Source organism: Nitrososphaerota archaeon (assembly GCA_016872055.1).
Lineage (GTDB): Archaea > Thermoproteota > Nitrososphaeria > Nitrososphaerales > Nitrosopumilaceae > Nitrosotenuis.
The window spans coordinates 1-18,747 of record VHBH01000011.1 but is presented as its reverse complement, the minus strand read 5'-3'; the positions used below and the strand labels follow the sequence as shown (position 1 = coordinate 18,747).

The window sequence follows — 18,747 nt, the reverse complement described above, 5'->3', positions numbered from 1 at the left end:
TTTGGCTCTAGTGAATTTATCAGTTTTTGTGTCACAAGAACAATATCATTTTCGATCAGTCCTTTTTTGAACTGAGATTTTTTGCCAAAGATTTTCTTGTAAAGATCTTTTCCATAAAACATCTGATCAAATATTTGGTACAATGGATTAGTAGAGTGCGGTCCAGGATATTTTAATTTCTTTTTTATGTCAGAGATATCAACTGGTACGGTAGCAAGAAATTTTTCAACAGATATAATTCCAGTACTGTCTGCGTTGTCGATGACTTGGTTGATGAATTTTTTTGCATCGACTCCAAGTCGCTTTGCCGCAACGAGAGAAAGAATTGCAGCGTATGTGACATCTACTTCGTCGTTAAATCCGCCGCTTGCCTTAAAACCGCTAATTATTTTCGACGATACTGGAATAGATTTGATTCCTGCAAATTTGCCCAGCACGAATGCAGCAGTCTGCTTTATTGCCAAATCATATGATTTTGATATGTCTACTAAAACTCCGTCACAATCAAAAATTATTGCGTCTATTTGGCTTAGATTTTTTAGGGAATCTTTATTGATCAGAATTCCTGTCTTTGTGTGATATTTCATTTTAGGAGATCACGCATTGCAAGCAAAAACTTGGAATTCATGTCTTTGGTTCCAACCGTTACGCGCAAGCACCCTTCATGTTTTCCAATTTTGCCAAGCTTGCGAATGGATATTCCCTGCTCTAATAATGCAGTATAGATCCTCTTGTCCGCTCCGCGGGCATCAAATAGGACAAAATTTGCCTTTGAATCAAACACGTCAAAGGCTCCTGTTTCTCGCAGTTTTTTGATTATTCTTGATCGCTCTTCTTTGATGATTTGGGTTGTTTCTTGGATTTGTTTTATTTTTTGCAGGGCAAAAATTCCAGCTTCAATTGCTATCGTGTTTAATGGGTATGGATATTGCAGAACCCTAGAAAAGACATCGATGAACTTTGCATCTGCCAAGACATAGCCCAGCCTTAGTCCTGCTAGGCCAAATGTCTTTGAGAACGTCTTGACCACGATTAGATTTTCAAACTTTTTTGTCAGACTTGCCAGGGAATAATCGGAAAATTCGCCGTATGCCTCATCTATTATAACAAGCCCATCAGCCTTTTTGACCAGCTCCGTGATTTCGTCCTTTTTGAATTGGAATCCCGTGGGGTTGTTTGGGGAATCCAGATAAAGAATGTCTGCTTGTTTTGATTTTGATATGAAATCCCCAATATCTAGCGTCATGTCTTTTGCAAATGGGATCTTTATTGTCGGAATCTGGTAGAGCTTGCATCTTTCTTCAAAAAAGCCAAAGGTCGGATTTGAAGTCAGAATCTTGGTTTTCTTTGACGCAAAATTTGAGAGAATTATGTCCAAGATCTGATCAGAGCCGTTTCCTATTCCGACCATTTGCTTTGGCAGATGCACATAGTTTGCAATGGATTCTATGAGTCTTTCCGATCTTCCAAGGGGATACTCACGTACGTCGGAATTCTTTTGTGCCCAATTAATCAGGTCTTGCTGTAGTTGTTTGTTAATTACAAAATTCTCATTAGAGTCCAGCTTTAGAACCCCAGAATGATATTCGGGTTTTTGATAACCTTGCAGTTGCGCAAGCTCGTCTATTTTGGATGTGAGTTGTTTTTTTGTCATATTCTTCCCCTTACTGCTCCATAGTGATTTGACAGATTCTCCGATTGTGTCAGGGTTTTGAGATGTTTATTGATCTTTTTCATCTCGGACTTTGATGATTCTATACGGGTTTGGATTTTAAGATAGTCAAGAACCGATAATGAGCCTCTGGAGCGGCCAAACTGGTTAGTCGGCAAGATGTGGTTTGTTCCAAGTAGATAGTCACTTGCTGCAGATGGGGTGTTCTGCCCAATCAGTACTAGGCCTGCAGTCTTGATTTTCTGTGCTACTATGTTCGGATTTTTTGTCATGATTTGTATGTGTTCTGGAGCAATTCTATTTGCAAGCAATATGGAATCAGAAATATTTCCCACTGCGATAAACCCGTTTTCTTTCAAGCTTGACTGGACTATTTCTTTTCTTGGTATAGTAGATGCAAGTGTTGCAATTTCAGAGTTTACCTTATTTGCCAACATAGGAGACGTGGTTATTAGCTGACATTTTGTGTCAGTGCTGTGCTCTGCCTGAGAAACAAGATCCAGTGCGACCAGTTTTGGATCTGCAGAGTCGTCTGCAAGTATTACCAGCTCACTTGGGCCTGCAAGCATGTCAATTGAAGCAGTATTAGCTACAAGATACTTTGCAGTAGTGACAAATGCACCACCAGGTCCTACAATTTTGTCTACTTTGGGAATTGATTTCGTGCCAAACGCCAAAGCGGCAATTGCGTGTGCCCCACCAACCTTGAATATCATGTTGGCGCCACAAATGTCTGCGGCAACTAAAACCATCGGATCTATTTTGCCTTGCTTGTTTGGTGGAGTTACAACTATTATAGATTTGACTCCTGCCAGTTTTGCTGGAACTATGGACATTATGGCCGAACTTGTGTATTGTGCCAGTCCTCCTGGAACATAGCAACCAACTTTGTCTAGAGGCTCAAAGGATTTTGTGATTTTTGTGCCATTTGTTTTTACGATTATTTTTCCTAGCTTTCTTTTTAGCATAGATTCAGTTCTGGTCAGTCTTTTTTTTGCCTCAGTTATTGCATCGATTTGGTCTTTTGTAACAAGTGCGTATGCATCCGTGATTTCTTTTTTTGAAACCAAGAGACTTTTGAGATTTACACCATTGAATTTTTTTTCAAATCCGAAAAGGGCCGAATCCCCGCTTTTTTCCACTTGGCTTATTATCGCCTGAACTGCCTGAATGTTTTGATTTTTTCTAGTTTTTTGTGCTAGGGAAAGAGCCTTTGTAATTGAGATTATTTTCATCAATTCTCTTCATCACGCTTTATCTCCTCAAGCTCCAATATTTGGCGCGGCTCGTGGACTACCAATCCTTGAGCTATTTTGCGAAGCTTTGGAATCATTTTGTGAAATTCAGATTTTAGAACTACTGTGTTAATTCCATACCATCCCTTCTGACTTAGGGGGCTAACCGTAGGTCTTTTCAGCGATGGTAGACTAGATAGTAGCTTGGGGAGATTTTTTTCCTCCACATTTAGGTAAATGTGCAGATATTTTCTTCCCTGTACTGCGCCACGCATCATAGTTAGAATGTCATAGATCTTTTCACGTTTTGTCTTGTCTTGCAGTGCGTTTTTGTTTGCAATTAAGTGGGCGCTTGATTCCATTACAGTTTCTGTGATTTTGAGCTGGTTTTGCTCCAGTGTGGTTCCTGTCTCGGTAACATCCATTATTGCGTCAACTGCGTCTGGAGGCTTTGCTTCGGTTGCCCCAAACGAGAGGTGGATTTGGACATTTTTGTTATTGCCAATACGCATCCATGGTGTGACGATTTGTGGGTCCTTGTTTCCGTAGAATTTTTTGTATGATTTTTGCTGTTTTAGGTACTTTGACGCAGTAGTGAGATATTCAGAAGATATTCGCAGTATCTTTTTTTGTTTTGCATATGATGCAATCATTTCATCGATTGATTTGAATTTGTAATTATCTGGAATTGCAATGACTAGTCTTATTTTACCAATCTCTAAATCCAAAAGGGCTTCCACATCAGACTTGGTCTCTGAAATCCAGTCTTTGCCTGTTATTCCTACATCATACAGTCCTTCTGAGACAAAGGTGGGTATCTCCTGAGGTCTGAGCATTTTGACTGTGATTTGCGGATCGTCTAGCTTGACTATGTATGTGCGGCTTTTTCTGGATACCTTGGTCCAGGATTTTTCCATTAGGGCAAATACAGCTTCCTCTAGGCTTCCTTTTGGAATAGCAAATTTTACGCCGGCCATATCAAGACCAGAACGTCAGGCTCTATATTTTTGGTGTTTATCTGCCTACCAGTTCTCTGGCTCGATTAATTGAGATTTTGCCCTCTTGGACCATTTTTGCCGCTATTGCATCCACCTGATCAGGCGCGGCACCAGCAGCTGCCGCAATGTTTCGTGCGTGCAATTTCATGTGCCCCTTTTGGATTCCTTCCGAGGCAAGCGCCCTAATTGCGCTAAAGTTTTGTGCAAGGCCCACCGCCGCTATAACGCATGCGAGCTCGCTTGCAGATTTGATTTGTAGGATTTTTGCGCAGACTTTGGCCATTGGGTGGACGTTGATTATTCCCCCCACAATGCCGACTGATAATGGCAGTTCTATTTTGCCAACCAGGTTACCGGCCTTGTCTTTGTTCCATTGAGTAAGTGATCGATATTTGCCAGATTTTGATGCATATGCATGAGCTGCTGCCTCTATTGCACGGGTATCTTGGCCGGTTGCATTTGCAGCCGCAATCATTCCATTCATTATTCCCTTGTTGTGAGTTACTGCCCTGTATTCGTCATTGTCTGCAAACTGATACGCCAGAATAATATTGTCGACTGTTTGCTCACCGCCTAGTTCCTCCTTGTCAAATGTAGCAGTTCCACTGACTAGTCGTCTTGTGGAATAATTTGATAGGATTCGCAATAATGCTTTTCCGCCAGTTATTTTCTCAACTAGTGGCGCTACGCCTTCACACATTGTATTTGTTACATTTGCACCCATTGCATCGCCAACATCGATCAATAGCTCAACTATAAGCATAGGACCAGATGGTGTCGTTATTTCCTTGCAAGAGATTTGCTTTGCTCCCTTGCCCATTTTGGACAGGGTGTTGCTTTTGGTGTTTGCCAAGTCCAGTATTTCTTTTGTATGCGACAAAACCTTTGGTATTGCTTCTTTGACGTTCACATTGACTATTTGGATTTGGCCTATGCTGTAGGATTCGTCATTTTGCATCCTAAAGCCTCCGTGGATTTTTGCTATTTTGGCTGCTTTTGATGCAGCGGCTATTACAGAGGGTTCTTCGATCACCATTGGTACGAGGTATTCCTTGTTGTTTATGACAAAATTTGTTGCAATCCCAAGCGGAAACGAGAACATGCCAATTGCATTTTCCACCATTTTATCTGCCTGATCAAAGCCGATTCCGCCTGCTCCTTCAAGGATTTTTCGTTCTTCTGGAGTAAGGTTCGCAAATTTCGATACCTCATCCAGTCGTTCCTTTCTGCTTTTTTCAAAAAATTTTGATGCCAAGTTATTTCAGAATTCTCAACAGCTTATCATCGGATTTGGCAGGAAATCCCTTTCCGTCCGTGTTTGAAGTGATAACATAAACATAACCATCCGGCCCTTGCATGACATCTCTTATTCTACCCAGCCCACTCAATATGCTTTTTTGTGAGTCTACGCCGGTTTCCTCAAAATTCACAACAAAAAGATTAGTGCCCCGCAATGTGGCCATGATTAGTTTGTTTTTGTAATCTAATTGGTCACCGCTGTAAAATATAATTCCGCCTGGCTCTATGCTTGGATCATAGCAGATTATTGGGTCTGTGAATTTCTCATTTCCACCGCACTCTTGTTCTGGCCATCCATAATTGTGGCCAGGCCTGATCAGATTGATTTCATCACTTTTTGTCGGTCCCAGTTCTGTTACAATCATGTTACCATTTTGATCCCACGTCATGCCCTGAATGTCACGGTGGCCAAATGACAATACAGGGGAATTGGCAAATGGATTGTCATCAGGGATTGTACCGTCATCGTTTAGTCTGAGAATTTTCCCTTCAAGCGAGGAAAGATTTTGAGATTCATGTGAGAATTCCTCGGAGAGTCCTGTTGTGACGTATAATTTTTCATCAGGGCCGAATTTTATTACTCCACCATTGTAAAATTGCGAGCCAGGGATTTTGTCTATTATAGTTGTAACATCTTTGATCTTATTATCAGATTCTGTGATTCGTAAAACCTTGTTCCAGAGATTTTCATTTTCCAAATAAGTATAGTAAATGTACAAAAAGTGATTGTTCTCAAAATCAGGATGTGTCGTTATGCCAAGCAGGCCTCCCCCATGTATCTTGGCTGCTCGAATAGAGGCCAACGGTTCTGACAGTAACGTATCATTTTGGATTACTCTGATATTGCCTCCTTTTTCTGTAACAAAAATCCGATCATCGGAAAATGCCATCGCCCATGGCTTTTTGAGATCTGTTGCAAGCGTCTTGATTGACGGGTCTAGAGACTGTGTGGGTGGAGGCAACGGTGGAGACTGTGATGGTGACGTCAGAATTATTGCAGAGGCCGCAAGTGCTGCCAATATGCCCGCGATTCGCAGTTTTTTGTTCACATAAAATGATGTGTTGAAAATCCTATTAATTATTTGCAAAAATGAGAGTGTATATATCACTGCTAGACCCAATTTTAGTCAGCGGGGTGGGGAAGTCAGACTGTCGTTCAGGACAAAGTCATCCCGGCGGGCTCATAATCATCAACGATGTGAAACCCGCAGATCAGTAGTTCAAATCTACTCCCCGCTAGTACTCAATTATAATTTGCAATCCACGCCGAAGATTCTGTGAATTTTGTTTTCTTGTTTGTGACATTGATTCGCTGTTGCGGTCTGGTAAGATGTCTGTGCGCAGAGGTCTGTGGAATGTATAGTTGATTTTTTATTTTTCTCGGCAACACTTGGGTTACTTTTTTTGCTGCTTTTCTGCCACATCTTATGCATTCAAATCCCTGATTACGACCCTTTGACTTCATCTTTTTGTTGCACTTGGAACATGTCGGATTTGTAAGGATTGCCTTTTTTTGCAGTTTTAATACCTCAAAGAACTCTACATTGAGCACTCGCCCATGTTTTGGAGATGACCTTCTGATTCCACCTCCAACTCGGATCTGATCTCCTTTGATTAGTTGAGCCGCATAATTGGTTATGCCGGTTGGCTTGTAAACAAAACAGGTCAGCTGAGAGCCGTTTTTTGATATGACAAACTTGATGTGTCCACCTTGTTCAATTTTCGGTTCGCCAGAGACCACTCCCACTATGACCCCAGAAGAATAGGGTTTGATGGAATCAATGTCAAGCTCGTTTTGGAGGTGATCACCAGTTCCCTGATTTGATTTGAAAATGAGATGCCCCACTGGTTTTTCTTTTGTTTGAATCATCTTTGATGCATCAAGCAACAAGTCAGCATCTTCACCCCGTATTCCAAAGAAGACTGGATCCGGACCATGTGGTGCAAAGATAATTTTCTTCTTTTTTGTATCAAAGCTATTGAATGTTTTTGGGTAAGTTTTTTCCTGCATTTGTTTTACGCTTGACGGCACGATGTTGCGTTTTTTGCCAAACTGTGATTGTTTTCTGTAACTAAGAAGCTCAAACGTATGGTCATCAAATCGGTAACCAATTGCTCCTAGTGCGCCGACTAGTCCTTGGCCGTTGCCAATGTGAAATGATTGTAAATTATATTTTGAGATGAATTTTTTTATTTGCCTTCTGCTAATCAGGCTCCATAGTGCCTTTTTGCTCAGTTCCGTGAATTCTTGCGGAATGAAGCTGTTCTCATAGAATACAATTCCCGGGTTTGCACCATTTTTTAGATCAGAGAATTTAGTTACGAATTTGATTACCTTGCTTTTTACTTTGTCAGGATTTTTAGTTTCTATTTTGAGTGAGACTGCTCCATTGCCACGGGTTTTCCACGGAATATTGGGATTGAACCTAATTAGTCTTGGATAATCCAGAAATTTTACATTGTCTTGCTTTAGCGAATTGACTAGCTTGTATGCGAGATAAGTAGTGCACATTCCTTTTGGCGAGTCTGTGTCATCAAATCCAATGTTGAGTATTGTGTCTTTCACTGATAATCAAAATTATTACCGACATTTGTGATTTACCATAGTTTGGTTTAAATTAAAATCAAAGGTTTGTCATCCATTCCATGATAATAATAGATGAAAAGACAATTTTTCAAATAATACAAGAGCGCATGCCAGTTTCTGTCGCATTAAACGGTCCGGATGGAATGCTCCCAAGAGTTCAGGAGACTGCAACAAACATCATGAACCGATTTGGGATTCCCGCGTATGTACTGGCAGACACCACGTGGGGAACATGTGATCTGAATTCCAATGGTGCCAAGGTTCTCGGTGCAGAGATTCTTTTCAACATTGGTCACACAATAAACACGCCAAGCCTTGAAAAAAATGTCTTTATGATTGACGCATTTGATGATGTTTCCTTTGATGGTGTGGCTGCAAAATGCGCAGAAATGCTAAGGGGAAAAACAGTATCACTGGTAACCGATAGCCAGCACCTAAACCAGGTAGATTCGGTCAGAACAATTCTTGAAAACAACGGAGTCACAGTTCGAATAGGAAAAGGGAAAGGTCAGCTAAACGACGGTCAGGTCTTTGGATGCGAGTTTTATCCTGCAATGGAAGTAAGAGACCAAGTGGATGCAAACGTGTTCATGGGTCAAAGTAATTTCCATGCATCTGGTCTTGCACTTTCCACAAACAAGCCCACATATGTCTTGGATCCATACTTTAATGAGGTAAGAGACGTCACGGAATTTGCTCTAATGCTTCAGAGAAAAGCAACCCTCTCAATATACAAGGCAGCTGAAGCCACAACATTTGGAATCATTGTCGGACTAAAGGAAGGCCAGATTTCCAAAACCTTTGCACTAAAATTCAAGCGCGAGTTAGAAAAAGAAGGAAAGACAGTGCAGCTTTTTGCCCTAACTGACATCACAAATGAAAGACTGCGCAACCTAAAGGGAATAGACGCGTTTATCCAAGTCGCATGTCCTAGGATTTCAACTGACAATCAGTTTGACAAGCCTGTTTTGTCAACTCCCCAAGCAAACGCGTTGCTCAAAATACTGCGACATGAAAACATTGATGATTATTTACAGATTCCACACTGGCTTTGATCTTTATACCAACAATAATGTTAATATTGAAGAACTCGAAAGTTTTTTTCAACAAGGAAAGTAACTTGAGAGCAAACATTTTCGTTTTCTATAATTGATGTAAATGGCACGAAAAAACAACTTCACCCATGCAAAAAAGAACTTTATTCGATATCCAAAGGCTAGGATTCACGTAAGCTGCATCATAAAGGACGAGGACGGCGACATCGTTGCAATAAAGGGAATGAAGCTTGGAACAAGCTCTGTTGCACGAGACCAAGTCTGGACGGCTGAGGAAATCTACGAAAAAAGCGGCCAGAGTCCCAATTTTTCGCAAACGCATTCCTTTTGGGCGCGGGACAAAGACAGCAACGAATCAGAATTGTACTGCAAAAGAAAGAACGGTAAGATCTGCCTTGTTGCACCATCCATAGTAGACGATGACGGTAGGGACATCTTAAAAGACATCCAAGTGTGCGAGTCTGATATCTAGCCATAAAGAATTATTAGCCAACTATAAAGTAGATAGTCATGACTGATTTTGTAATGCCTGGCGACAAGCTGGGATTAATTGAGGAGATAGAAGGCGGCCTCAACACATTTGATGATGGGGAAACAATACGAGCATCGTCTGCAGGAATGATCGATTTGGACAAAAAGGCAAGATTAGTTCAAGTAAGAAACGGCAAGCAGCTATCCATTCCAAAAAAAGGAGACATCGTGATCGGTACAGTAGCGATGATGCTTCCATCAATGATTGCAGTTGCGATTCATTATGTTAATGGTAAACCAAACTCGTCCGGCGTTGAATGCATTTGCCAAAACCCAGATAGAAAAAGAATCATTGCAAGAATTAACGATGTGGTAGCGCTAAAGGTAGAGACGCATCTCAACGGCACAATTCATGCCACAGTTGACGAACCAGAACTTGGAGTGTTGTTTACAAAATGTAATGTTTGCGCTGGCAATGTTGTGCCGCTTCGAGACGGAGTAAAGTGCCCTAATTGTGGATACATGGAAGATCGAAAGATATCTACCAACTATGAAAAGGCAGACTTTGTAAAGCTACGAGACTAAAATGCCGAAGATATCGTTCCAAGGAGAACGAGGTGCATACAGCGAGGATGCGGCAGTGACATTTTTTGCAGACTCTGAAACCATTCCATGTCACACATTTGCAGAAGCAATAGAATCAACTGAAACCGAAAAGACCCGGTATTCCGTTCTACCAGTGGAAAATTCACTTGAAGGAAGCGTAGGCGAGAGCTATGACTTGCTGCGTTCAACCAATCTGTCAGTGGTGGGAGAGATTTACTACAGAGTGAGCCACTGTCTGATAGGATCTGACAAGCTGGAAAACATCGATACTGTTTATTCGCATCCTCAAGCATTGGGACAGTGCAGAAAGTTCATTCAAAAATACAAACTTACTCCAATCCCTGCATATGACACTGCGGGAAGTGTCAAGATAATAAAAGAACTAGACAAGAGAAATATTGCATGTATTGCAAGTAGACGTGCATCTGCAATACATGGCGTACCAATAATACTGGAAGGAATTGAAGACAATGCAAACAACTATACTAGATTCTTGGTATTATCCAAAACCAAAATCCAGGACGGCGACAAGACATCGATAATATTTTCAGTAAAGCACGAGGCAGGAGCACTCTTTAACATACTAAAGGAATTCAATGACTACAAGATCAACTTGACAAAGATAGAATCAAGGCCCAACAAGAGCACTCCTTGGGAATACAATTTTTACGTTGATTTCGATGGAAACCAATATGACCAAAGAATAGAAGAACTGCTACAGAAAATAAGCCAGCAGTGTATATTTCTCAAAATACTAGGCTCGTACAAAAAGGCAAAACTGTCCTAGAATCCCTTTGGCTTTCTGACACTAAATGCGGCGCTAAAGCCGATAATCACAATTCCTGCAGTAATCACCATAAAGTGATACGTAAACAGCAGCGGATCGGTGTTCTTTTGGAATGTTCCAGTGACTTGAAGCTCGGTTTGACCGACATTTGTTATTTTGATTGTGTTTGTGCCTTCCTGTAAGACATACCAGTCAAACGTAATTTCATTTTTGAAATCCTCATCCTTTTGTATGCCAGCGCCAGGCGTCTCCAATTTCACGTGGAATTTCTCGCCAGTCACCTTGAAATTCTGGTGTGAGTCCTTTGGTGCCAGGAATTTGTACGACACGGATTTAGTCATGTCTATCTTGTCATCTAGCGTAACGGTTTGCAGCCCTAGTGAATTAACTAGTGCATAGGCTCCAATTGCAATGATTACAGCGCCAATTCCGATTCCCGCTAGTGTGAATTTATTGAGCACGAACTGTTATTCAAAACTAGACAATAAAAAACTTACATCAAGTCTACGTCATGTGGCTGGCTTTCGGCAAATCCTGCTCGCGACATTTTGATAAATTCTGCGTTTTGCTGCATTTGTGGTATGGTATGTGCCCCGCAATAACTCAGGCCAGAACGCACACCTCCGCTTAGCTGCTTTATGATATCAGTCACTGTTCCCTTGTATGGTACCATTGCCTCTACTCCCTCTGCGACATAATCATTTAGGTCATCGTTAATTGCTACATTCCCTGTTTCCTTTGATTTTCTTCCAAGTGCTGCATAAAATGATGCCATTCCCCTATAGATCTTGTAGCGCTTGCCATTTTTCATTACAAAGGAACCCGGGCTTTCATCGGTTCCGCCAAATAGGCTTCCAACCATTACAGTTGATGCGCCTGCTGCCAGTGCTTTTGTGAGATCACCTGAGGTCCTAGTACCACCATCAGAAATTATTGGAACATCATATTTTTTGCCAATCTGAGCGCAGTCATATACTGCAGTTAGCTGCGGAACGCCAGAACCGGTAATCACTCTCGTAATGCAAATAGAGCCAGAGCCGACGCCAACCTTTACAGCGTCTACTCCCGCCTTTATCAAATCTTCTGCCCCATGTGCAGTGGCTACATTTCCTGCGATTAGCTCGCAGCTTGGAAATGCCTTTTTGATATTTTTGATTGTGGTAATTGCGTTTTCGCTGTGGCCATGTGCAATGTCAACTACTATGGCATCGGCATCTGCTTCCAATAACGCTTCGGTTCTCTCCATAAAGTCGCCTTTGACGCCGACTGCTGCGCCGACTAGCGGTCTGCCCTTTTTGTCCTTGGATGCATTTGGATAGTCCTCATTGTGAGTAATGTCCTTGCTTGTGACCAGCCCCTTTACTTGGCCTGCGTCATCGATTAATGGAAGCTTTTCTATTCGATGTTGGCGAAGGATTTCCTTTGCCTCAACTAGATTGATTCCGGGTTTTGCTGTAATGACATCCTTTGTCATGATATCTCGGACCAGCTTGTTTGATTCCGACTCGAACATGACATCTCGGTGGGTCAAAATCCCTGCTAGCTTGGAATCTTTTACCACCAGTAATCCAGAAACTCCTTTTTCTTGCATGTAAGAGATAGCATCTCTGGTCGATTGGTCAGGAGATATCGTGTATGGGTTTTCTATCATTACGCTTGCAGAACGTTTTACCTTGAGTACTTCTTCTACTTCTTCTTCGACGGTTAGGAATCGGTGAATTATTCCAATTCCGCCCTCCCTTGCCAGAGCAATTGCCATGGCAGACTCGGTTACGGTATCCATGTTTGCGCTAATTAGAGGAATGTTAAGTGAGATATTCTTGGATAACTTTGTTCTCAGATCTGTTTGCGATCTGGTCGTGATGTTTGAATATTTTGGCACAAGAAGAACGTCATCAAAAGTTAATCCTTCTTTAATTTCCAAACCTTCTACAGAAGATTTTGATTATGTTATAAGCCTTTCCTGATTTGTTTTGATAATTTTTGCGCCACAAAAATTGCGTCCTTTGTTTGCGATACGTTGTGGGTGCGTATTATGTCAGCTCCGTTGAGAACGGAGATTGCTTCTGCAGCAACAGATCCGTACAAACGGTCTTGCGGATCTTTGTTGAGAATTTTGCCAATAAATGACTTGTTTGAAACAGAAATCAAAATGGGCAACCCCAGCTTAATAGAGGAAAGATTCTGCAAAACATTCAGATCTCGAGCTACCCAGTCTTTTTTTATTTTTGAAAAAAAGTGATTTTTACCTGTCTTTCTGAAAAAGCCAATTGCCGGATCTATTGCAATGTTGTTTTTGGAGATGTTATTTGCAATGGTAATGCTCTGCTTTAGTAAATGCCTGACTTGCGCTATTGGGTCTTTAATTGGAGACTGCCCATATGCACATAAGACAAGTGATGGGCTGTGTTTTTCTATTACAGATATCATGTTTTTGTCGTATTTTAGTCCGGAAATGTCGTTTATGATGTCCACACCATGCTCGAGCGCAATATTTGCCACAGAAGATCTGCACGTATCAACCGAGATTGGGAGATTTGATGTATTTTGAATGTGCCGTATCGCATCCAGTATTCGTCTAGTTTCCTCTTTTTCTGATACCAGTGTTGAGAGATACGGCGCAGTAGACATTCCTCCAACATCAACAAAGTCAGCACCGTTGCTTTCCATTAGTTTAACTGCATCTCGAATCTCTCGCCCACGTTTGATTGATTTTTTGTAAAATGATTCCGGACTGGTGTTTAGTATTCCCATTATTCTGACTGGGTTTTTTCCGCCAACTCGTACTGGACCTAGTTTGTTCACATCATTTATGATAAAGTATGCTCATTTTAGAGTTGATGATCCACGGATGGGGTGTAAAATACAACCAAATAGTACGAGAATTTGGTTATCAGAAACAAAATGACCTAAAGGCCGCATTCACATTAGATTCAATCATATCAAGACAGTATTCTTTTCAAAAGCTAAAAAAAACAATATCTGGCAAGACAGTTTTTGTCATTGGCTCTGGCCCCTCACTTTTCTCTTCACTGCCAATTTTGAAAAAATACAAAGATACAGTCAAAATTTGTGCAGATTCTTCTCTGGATGTCCTAGTTAGAAATGGAATCAGGCCTCAAATCATAGCAACTGATCTGGATGGAGACTTGGACTTGATAAGAAAACTCAGTAAGACAAGCATCATAGTTGTTCATGCTCACGGGGATAACATTTCAAAATTAGAATTTGCAAGAAATTTTAAAAACTGTATTGGGACAACACAGACAAAAAAAGTAGGCAAGATTGAAAATTTTGGTGGCTTTACTGATGGAGACAGAGCAGTGTTTTTGGCAAGCAAGTTTGGTGCATCAAAAATATTTCTTTTTGGCATGGATTTTGGACCAAAAATAGGCACATATTCCCGCACAAAAAAATCGGAAAAGAAAATCAAGCAGAAAAAACTACATCGTGGGAAAATTCTGCTCGAATGGCATGCGACAAAAACAAAATCCGATCTTTTTACCCTCTCAAAGCCAATCAGGGGTTTTAAGAAAATTACATACCAGCAGCTTGAACATAACGTTTCTAGCTAGAATGCGTTTTAATACCGAGATTACCTCATTACAAATATGCAGTTTTCAGAGGATCAGATCAAAGACGTCCTAGAAGTCAAAGAAAAGCTGACATCTGAAATACAAAAACACAAAGAAGAAATCGAAATGCTTGAGAAAAATCTCGCATTAATCAATTCCTTACTAAAGCAGCAAAGCTTCACCAAAGCATCATCACTAAAAGAAACAGGTCAAGTCCAAAAAGAAGATTATTCTGTGCCTCTAAAGAAAAACACCGACGGTGCACTTATTGGAAATGCACACATCACACCTGATCAAGTTCTAATTGTTTTAGACAATACATTAAATCTCAAGGAAGACATGCATCCATTCAAATCGTTTTTCCTTGAGAGAATCATAGGTGAGATGAAGAAAAAAGACATTGCAGACATGGAAAAGGGAATCATAACGCAGGATTCCATGATAGACTGTCTTGTAAACAAGGACGGAACATCACTGCGAGAAATAATAATCAAAAACTATCGTCAAAAAGAGCGTGTCACTGAAATTTTAAGCACAGCTACATGGTCGCTCTCAAAGATGATAGAAAACTCCAAGTGATAAAATGGATAAGATAGTAGTTCTGGACTTTGGTTCTCAGTACAGCCACCTGATTTGTCGAAGAATACGCGAATTTTCAGTTTATGCGGAACTTGTCCCATTTGATATCCCAATTGATAAACTAAAGGCAATGAACCCAAAGGGAGTCATTTTCTCTGGAGGTCCATCAAGTGTTTACAACGATGATTCGCCTCGTCCCGATTCGAAGGTTTTTGAGTTGAGTCTACCTTTGCTTGGGATTTGCTATGGTCACCAGCTAATAGTGGATAATTTTGGTGGCAAAGTAAAGCGCTCCAACAAAGAATACGGGCATTCCACCCTAACAATAGACAGTAACACCAGCCTTTTGGGAGGGGTTGGAGACTCGCTTCGGGCGTGGATGAGTCATGGTGATGAGGCAGAAAAAATTCCTGACAATTTCAAAATAATTGGCCACACTGAACGATCACAAGCAGCAGCAATCGCAAATGAAATCAAGTCAATCTACGGAATACAATTCCATCCCGAGGTGGTACACACTGAGAACGGAGTCAAGATTCTCAAGAATTTTGTTCTAAACATTTGCAAGGCAAAGCAGGAATGGACCATGGAGGGATTCATAGAAAAAACCGTGAGTGAAATCTCAAAAATAGAAGGAGATGTATTGTGTGGAGTAAGCGGTGGAATTGACTCCACGGTTGCTGCATTATTGATTCATAAGGCAATTGGAAACAGGCTCAAGTGCGTATTTGTCGACAATGGATTGTTGCGACTAGACGAAGAGTACGAAATAGAGAAAATGTTCAAGGATAATTTTGCAGTCAATTTCACTCCAATTCATGCAAAAAAGAGATTTGTGGATGGACTGCAGGGAATAGCAGATCCAGAGAAAAAAAGAAAGATGATTGGTGAGGAATTTGTTAGAATTTTTACCGAATTTGCAGAAAAAAACGGTCCGTTCAGGTGGCTTGCGCAGGGAACTCTATACCCGGATGTAATAGAGAGTGGAGTCTCAAAGGGCCCTGCAGCTGTGATCAAGACTCATCACAATGTTGGAGGTTTGCCAGACTGGCTCAAGCTTGAGGTTCTAGAACCGCTACGAGAATTATACAAGGACGAGGTCAGAAGGGTTGCCGCACTTTTAGGCGTTCCAAAAAAACTGCTTATGCGACATCCATTCCCCGGACCAGGCCTTGCAGTTAGAATAATTGGTGAAATAACGGAAAAGAAACTACACATTTGCAAGCTTGCAAGCAAAATTGTAGAAGAAGAATTGGAAATATCTGGATGGTACGATAAGGTTTGGCAGGCATATGCAGCGGTAGGAGACGACAAAGCAGTAGGTGTGGTAGGAGATGAGCGAAAGTACGGAAACATTGTGATGATCCGGGTGGTAGAGTCAATTGATGCAATGACTGCTGATTGGACCAGACTGCCGCATGAAATATTGGCAAAGATCAGCAATAGAATCACAAATGAGATCGACGAGGTAACCTGGGTCTCATATGTGATATCAAGCAAGCCTCCAGCAACAATAGAACCGCAGTAAAAATTTGTTGTAATTTTTTAAAAATAAGAAAATTGCTACCATGTGAAATCATTTTTTGTAATTTTGTTAATTTTAGTATCAATTGTAATAGTTCGGCAGGTACATTCAGAAACATTATCAAAAGATAACCCCACTAAACAGCCAAAATAGACAGAGATTAACTGAAATTAAAATAAACAGATATTCAAGAGTTAAGAAAGAACCGTATCTATGAGTACTGCTCAAAAAATATCGCAAGCAGAAAAAATTCTTGCAAGACTAGAATCGCCTGAAAAATTTGATAGTTTTGTAGGAATAATTCATGATATTTTCTTGCATTTGCTAGATGAATACAATATCAAGTTCGGCCTCAAAATGGACAGAGTAGGTCTTGAAAAATTCAAGACAATAGCAAAGAAATCAGGAAATATTGATGCAATTAACTTTCTTATCTGGTATGAAAAAGAATACAAAAAACTCAGAAACGATCCCGAGCTAGGTCAATTCCTAGAAAAAGAATATTCTGCGCCAAACGACATGGTACAGATTGGTGCTAGACTGCTAGATGAAGCAAAAAAAATATCATACTACGCATACGAGAATTTCTAAAGAAGAGCTGCGCCAAACACGCCTGCAGAATCGCCTAGCTTGTTTGGTATAATTGGTGTATCGATTAGGTCGCTGAACACATTGCCGTATACTGCTTGTTTTCCTTGGGTGTATAGAAAATCAATATTGGATAATCCTCCACCTAATACTATGACATCGGGATCCAAAATGTCAATTACATTTGCCAGACTGGTGCCAAAATTATCCAAAAATTCCTGCTTCCATTGTGTAGACTCTGAATTTGGAATTATTGTAGGAAGAGACTCTTTTTTTCCAGTGAGCTCTTCCCATCTTTTTTCCAGCGCTGGCCCGCTGATGTATGTCTCTACGCATCCGCGCCTACCACAATAGCACAAATTTCCATCTTGGTGTAACGTGTGATGGCCCCATTCGCCTGCAATGTTTGTTCTACCATGATGGATTTTGCCGTCAATTACTATTCCTCCCCCTACTCCGGTGCCCATTATTACGCCAAATACTATACCGTATCCTACAGCTGCACCCATTTTTGCTTCCGCCATTGCAAAACAGTTTGCATCGTTTTCCATTTTGATTTTTTTATCCAGTGATTTTTCCAGATCTTCTTTTAGTGGCATCCCAATCAGGCATTGTGTATTGCTGTTTTTGATTAGGCCTGTTTTTTTTGAGATTGCCCCAGGAGTACAAATCCCTACAGAATAATCATCAATGTTTTTTGTAATATCACGTACCAGAGAAGCAATCGAATTTACAATGCCTGTATAGCCATTTTGCTGGTTTGTGGAAATTCGCTTTTTCTGTATTAAGTTCAGGGATTCATCAAGGCACACTGCTTCGATTTTTGTTCCGCCCAGATCAATGCCTATTTTGTACACAAATCTATGTGATATGAATAATGTTTTAGGGTTTATTTTTTCCCAGAGACTGCTATTACGTCGTCGATTCGCAAAATCATGCAGGCGGCCTCTGTTGCGGATATTGCGATCTGCTCTTTGACTGACACTGGCTCGACTATATTCAATGATAGCATGTCGTCGATTTTTCCTTCTTTGGCGTTGATTCCAGCCCACTTTCTACCGTTGCTTTGCCTTGCTCGCAGGTTTGCCATGGTGTCAATTGGATCCATTCCCGCGTTTTCTGCTATTGTCAGTGGAATTACCTCCAGTGCCTCTGCATATTTTCTAATTGCTAGTTGCTCTCGGCCTTCAAAGTTATCAGACCACTCCTTTAGTTGGGATGCCAAGTGTGCTTCTGGTGCTCCTCCACCTGCAACAATTGCAGGCTTTTCAATTACATCTTTTACTACCATTAGTGAATCATGCAAAGAGCGGTCAACCTCATCCACTACTCTCTGCGAGCCGCCTCGAACTAGAAGAGTTACAGATTTTGGATTCTTGCATCCTTCGATGAATACCCACTTGTCGGACTCGACTTTCTTTTGGTGTACTAGGTCTGCATGTCCTAGGTCCTTATCTGTCATATCATCCAGATTAGTGGTAATTCTGCCGCCAGATGCTTTTGCTAATTTTGTCATGTCGGATTCTTTGACGCGTCTTACTGATAAAATTCCGTATTTTGCCAAATAATGCTGTGCAATATCATCAATTCCTTTTTGGCAGATCAAAACGTTCGCTCCGACTCTTTGCAGCTTGTCGACCATTGACTTGAGCATTCTGTTTTCTTCTTCTAGGAACATTTGCATTTGAGTTGGGTCGGTAATTCTGATTTCTGCACTCATTTCTGTTTTTTCTACTTCTAGTGCTGCATTGAGTAGTGCGATTTTTGCCT

At 41.0% G+C, this 18,747-nt stretch carries 20 protein-coding genes; 8 read left to right on the top strand and 12 right to left on the bottom strand.

Annotated elements, in window-relative coordinates; all coding sequences use genetic code 11:
• From FJ354_06350 to FJ354_06320, 7 genes are all read right to left on the bottom strand, one after another.
• Positions 1–587 (bottom strand): phosphatase (locus FJ354_06350; GenBank protein ID MBM3906277.1); only part of this gene is annotated, 587 nt, incomplete at its 3' end.
• On the bottom strand, positions 584–1,654 hold the full coding sequence (gene hisC / locus FJ354_06345) for a histidinol-phosphate transaminase (GenBank protein MBM3906276.1): 1,071 nt from the start codon (positions 1,652–1,654) through the stop codon (positions 584–586). The genes FJ354_06350 and hisC, both read right to left, overlap by 4 nt.
• A complete protein-coding gene (gene hisD, locus FJ354_06340) occupies positions 1,651–2,907 on the bottom strand; it encodes a histidinol dehydrogenase (GenBank protein ID MBM3906275.1) in 1,257 nt (418 codons plus the stop codon). The genes hisC and hisD overlap by 4 nt, the downstream gene beginning before the upstream one ends.
• The gene (gene hisG, locus FJ354_06335; protein ID MBM3906274.1) at positions 2,907–3,884 is read right to left on the bottom strand and encodes an ATP phosphoribosyltransferase; all 978 of its coding nucleotides are present in this window, start codon (positions 3,882–3,884) and stop codon (positions 2,907–2,909) included. Before hisG ends, hisD begins: the two co-directional genes overlap by 1 nt.
• Positions 3,885–3,921: 37 nt before the next feature.
• Positions 3,922–5,160 carry a hydroxymethylglutaryl-CoA reductase, degradative gene (locus FJ354_06330; GenBank protein ID MBM3906273.1) on the bottom strand — a complete coding sequence of 413 codons (1,239 nt, stop codon included), beginning with the start codon at positions 5,158–5,160 and terminating at the stop codon, positions 3,922–3,924.
• A gap of 1 nt (position 5,161) precedes the next feature.
• Complete coding sequence (locus tag FJ354_06325; GenBank protein MBM3906272.1) at positions 5,162–6,253, bottom strand: PQQ-dependent sugar dehydrogenase; 1,092 nt, start codon at positions 6,251–6,253, stop codon at positions 5,162–5,164.
• 194 nt (positions 6,254–6,447) lie between these two features.
• A complete protein-coding gene (locus FJ354_06320; protein ID MBM3906271.1) occupies positions 6,448–7,716 on the bottom strand; it encodes a DUF1743 domain-containing protein in 1,269 nt (422 codons plus the stop codon).
• Positions 7,717–7,850: 134 nt separating this feature from the next.
• Here FJ354_06320 and dph2 point away from each other — a divergent pair, with 134 nt between their 5' ends.
• The 4 genes from dph2 (at position 7,851) to pheA (ending at position 10,710) form a co-directional block, all read left to right on the top strand.
• Positions 7,851–8,846 (top strand): diphthamide biosynthesis enzyme Dph2, encoded by a 996-nt coding sequence (gene dph2 / locus FJ354_06315; protein MBM3906270.1) that lies wholly within the window; start codon positions 7,851–7,853, stop codon positions 8,844–8,846.
• Positions 8,847–8,949: 103 nt separating this feature from the next.
• Positions 8,950–9,318 carry a hypothetical protein gene (locus tag FJ354_06310; protein ID MBM3906269.1) on the top strand — a complete coding sequence of 123 codons (369 nt, stop codon included), beginning with the start codon at positions 8,950–8,952 and terminating at the stop codon, positions 9,316–9,318.
• Between the two features lie 38 nt (positions 9,319–9,356).
• Entirely contained in the window at positions 9,357–9,902 is a 546-nt protein-coding gene (locus FJ354_06305; GenBank protein MBM3906268.1) for an RNA-binding protein, read from the top strand.
• Between the two features lies 1 nt (position 9,903).
• Positions 9,904–10,710: a prephenate dehydratase gene (gene pheA, locus FJ354_06300; GenBank protein ID MBM3906267.1), complete on the top strand. Its 807-nt coding sequence runs from the start codon at positions 9,904–9,906 to the stop codon at positions 10,708–10,710.
• On the opposite strand, the gene FJ354_06295 is transcribed toward pheA, so the two are convergent.
• From FJ354_06295 to folP, 3 genes are read right to left on the bottom strand one after another with little or no spacing between them, the layout of a single operon-like run.
• A complete protein-coding gene (locus FJ354_06295) occupies positions 10,707–11,171 on the bottom strand; it encodes a hypothetical protein (GenBank protein ID MBM3906266.1) in 465 nt (154 codons plus the stop codon). The genes pheA and FJ354_06295 overlap by 4 nt on opposite strands.
• Positions 11,172–11,203: 32 nt before the next feature.
• The gene (gene guaB / locus FJ354_06290) at positions 11,204–12,634 is read right to left on the bottom strand and encodes an IMP dehydrogenase (protein MBM3906265.1); all 1,431 of its coding nucleotides are present in this window, start codon (positions 12,632–12,634) and stop codon (positions 11,204–11,206) included.
• A gap of 26 nt (positions 12,635–12,660) precedes the next feature.
• On the bottom strand, positions 12,661–13,515 hold the full coding sequence (gene folP, locus FJ354_06285) for a dihydropteroate synthase (protein ID MBM3906264.1): 855 nt from the start codon (positions 13,513–13,515) through the stop codon (positions 12,661–12,663).
• A 32-nt stretch (positions 13,516–13,547) separates the two neighbouring features.
• Between folP and FJ354_06280 the strand changes: the two genes are divergently transcribed.
• The 4 genes from FJ354_06280 (at position 13,548) to FJ354_06265 (ending at position 16,980) form a co-directional block, all read left to right on the top strand.
• Positions 13,548–14,285 carry a DUF115 domain-containing protein gene (locus tag FJ354_06280; GenBank protein ID MBM3906263.1) on the top strand — a complete coding sequence of 246 codons (738 nt, stop codon included), beginning with the start codon at positions 13,548–13,550 and terminating at the stop codon, positions 14,283–14,285.
• Between the two features lie 36 nt (positions 14,286–14,321).
• A complete protein-coding gene (locus tag FJ354_06275) occupies positions 14,322–14,864 on the top strand; it encodes a hypothetical protein (GenBank protein MBM3906262.1) in 543 nt (180 codons plus the stop codon).
• Positions 14,865–14,868: 4 nt separating this feature from the next.
• A complete protein-coding gene (guaA, locus tag FJ354_06270; protein ID MBM3906261.1) occupies positions 14,869–16,392 on the top strand; it encodes a glutamine-hydrolyzing GMP synthase in 1,524 nt (507 codons plus the stop codon).
• Positions 16,393–16,602: 210 nt separating this feature from the next.
• A complete protein-coding gene (locus FJ354_06265; protein MBM3906260.1) occupies positions 16,603–16,980 on the top strand; it encodes a hypothetical protein in 378 nt (125 codons plus the stop codon).
• Here FJ354_06265 and FJ354_06260 read toward each other — a convergent pair.
• Both FJ354_06260 and FJ354_06255 read right to left on the bottom strand, forming a co-directional pair.
• Entirely contained in the window at positions 16,977–17,834 is an 858-nt protein-coding gene (locus FJ354_06260) for an ROK family protein (GenBank protein ID MBM3906259.1), read from the bottom strand. The genes FJ354_06265 and FJ354_06260 overlap by 4 nt on opposite strands.
• A gap of 32 nt (positions 17,835–17,866) precedes the next feature.
• Positions 17,867–18,747, bottom strand: an 881-nt coding sequence (locus FJ354_06255) for a thermosome subunit (protein MBM3906258.1), incomplete at its 5' end; no start/stop codon positions are given.

What these genes read in the sequence shown, in the direction of transcription:
- FJ354_06305 (MBM3906268.1), top strand. Translation starts at nt 9,357, where the DNA reads ATGACTGATTTTGTAATGCCTGGCGACAAGCTGGGATTAATTGAGGAG.
- dph2 (MBM3906270.1), top strand. Translation starts at nt 7,851, where the DNA reads ATGATAATAATAGATGAAAAGACAATTTTTCAAATAATACAAGAGCGC.
- hisD (MBM3906275.1), bottom strand. Translation starts at nt 2,907, where the DNA reads ATGAAAATAATCTCAATTACAAAGGCTCTTTCCCTAGCACAAAAAACT.
- guaA (MBM3906261.1), top strand. Translation starts at nt 14,869, where the DNA reads ATGGATAAGATAGTAGTTCTGGACTTTGGTTCTCAGTACAGCCACCTG.
- FJ354_06310 (MBM3906269.1), top strand. Translation starts at nt 8,950, where the DNA reads ATGGCACGAAAAAACAACTTCACCCATGCAAAAAAGAACTTTATTCGA.
- pheA (MBM3906267.1), top strand. Translation starts at nt 9,904, where the DNA reads ATGCCGAAGATATCGTTCCAAGGAGAACGAGGTGCATACAGCGAGGAT.
- FJ354_06320 (MBM3906271.1), bottom strand. Translation starts at nt 7,716, where the DNA reads ATGTGCACTACTTATCTCGCATACAAGCTAGTCAATTCGCTAAAGCAA.
- hisC (MBM3906276.1), bottom strand. Translation starts at nt 1,654, where the DNA reads ATGACAAAAAAACAACTCACATCCAAAATAGACGAGCTTGCGCAACTG.
- FJ354_06265 (MBM3906260.1), top strand. Translation starts at nt 16,603, where the DNA reads ATGAGTACTGCTCAAAAAATATCGCAAGCAGAAAAAATTCTTGCAAGA.
- FJ354_06275 (MBM3906262.1), top strand. Translation starts at nt 14,322, where the DNA reads ATGCAGTTTTCAGAGGATCAGATCAAAGACGTCCTAGAAGTCAAAGAA.
- hisG (MBM3906274.1), bottom strand. Translation starts at nt 3,884, where the DNA reads ATGGCCGGCGTAAAATTTGCTATTCCAAAAGGAAGCCTAGAGGAAGCT.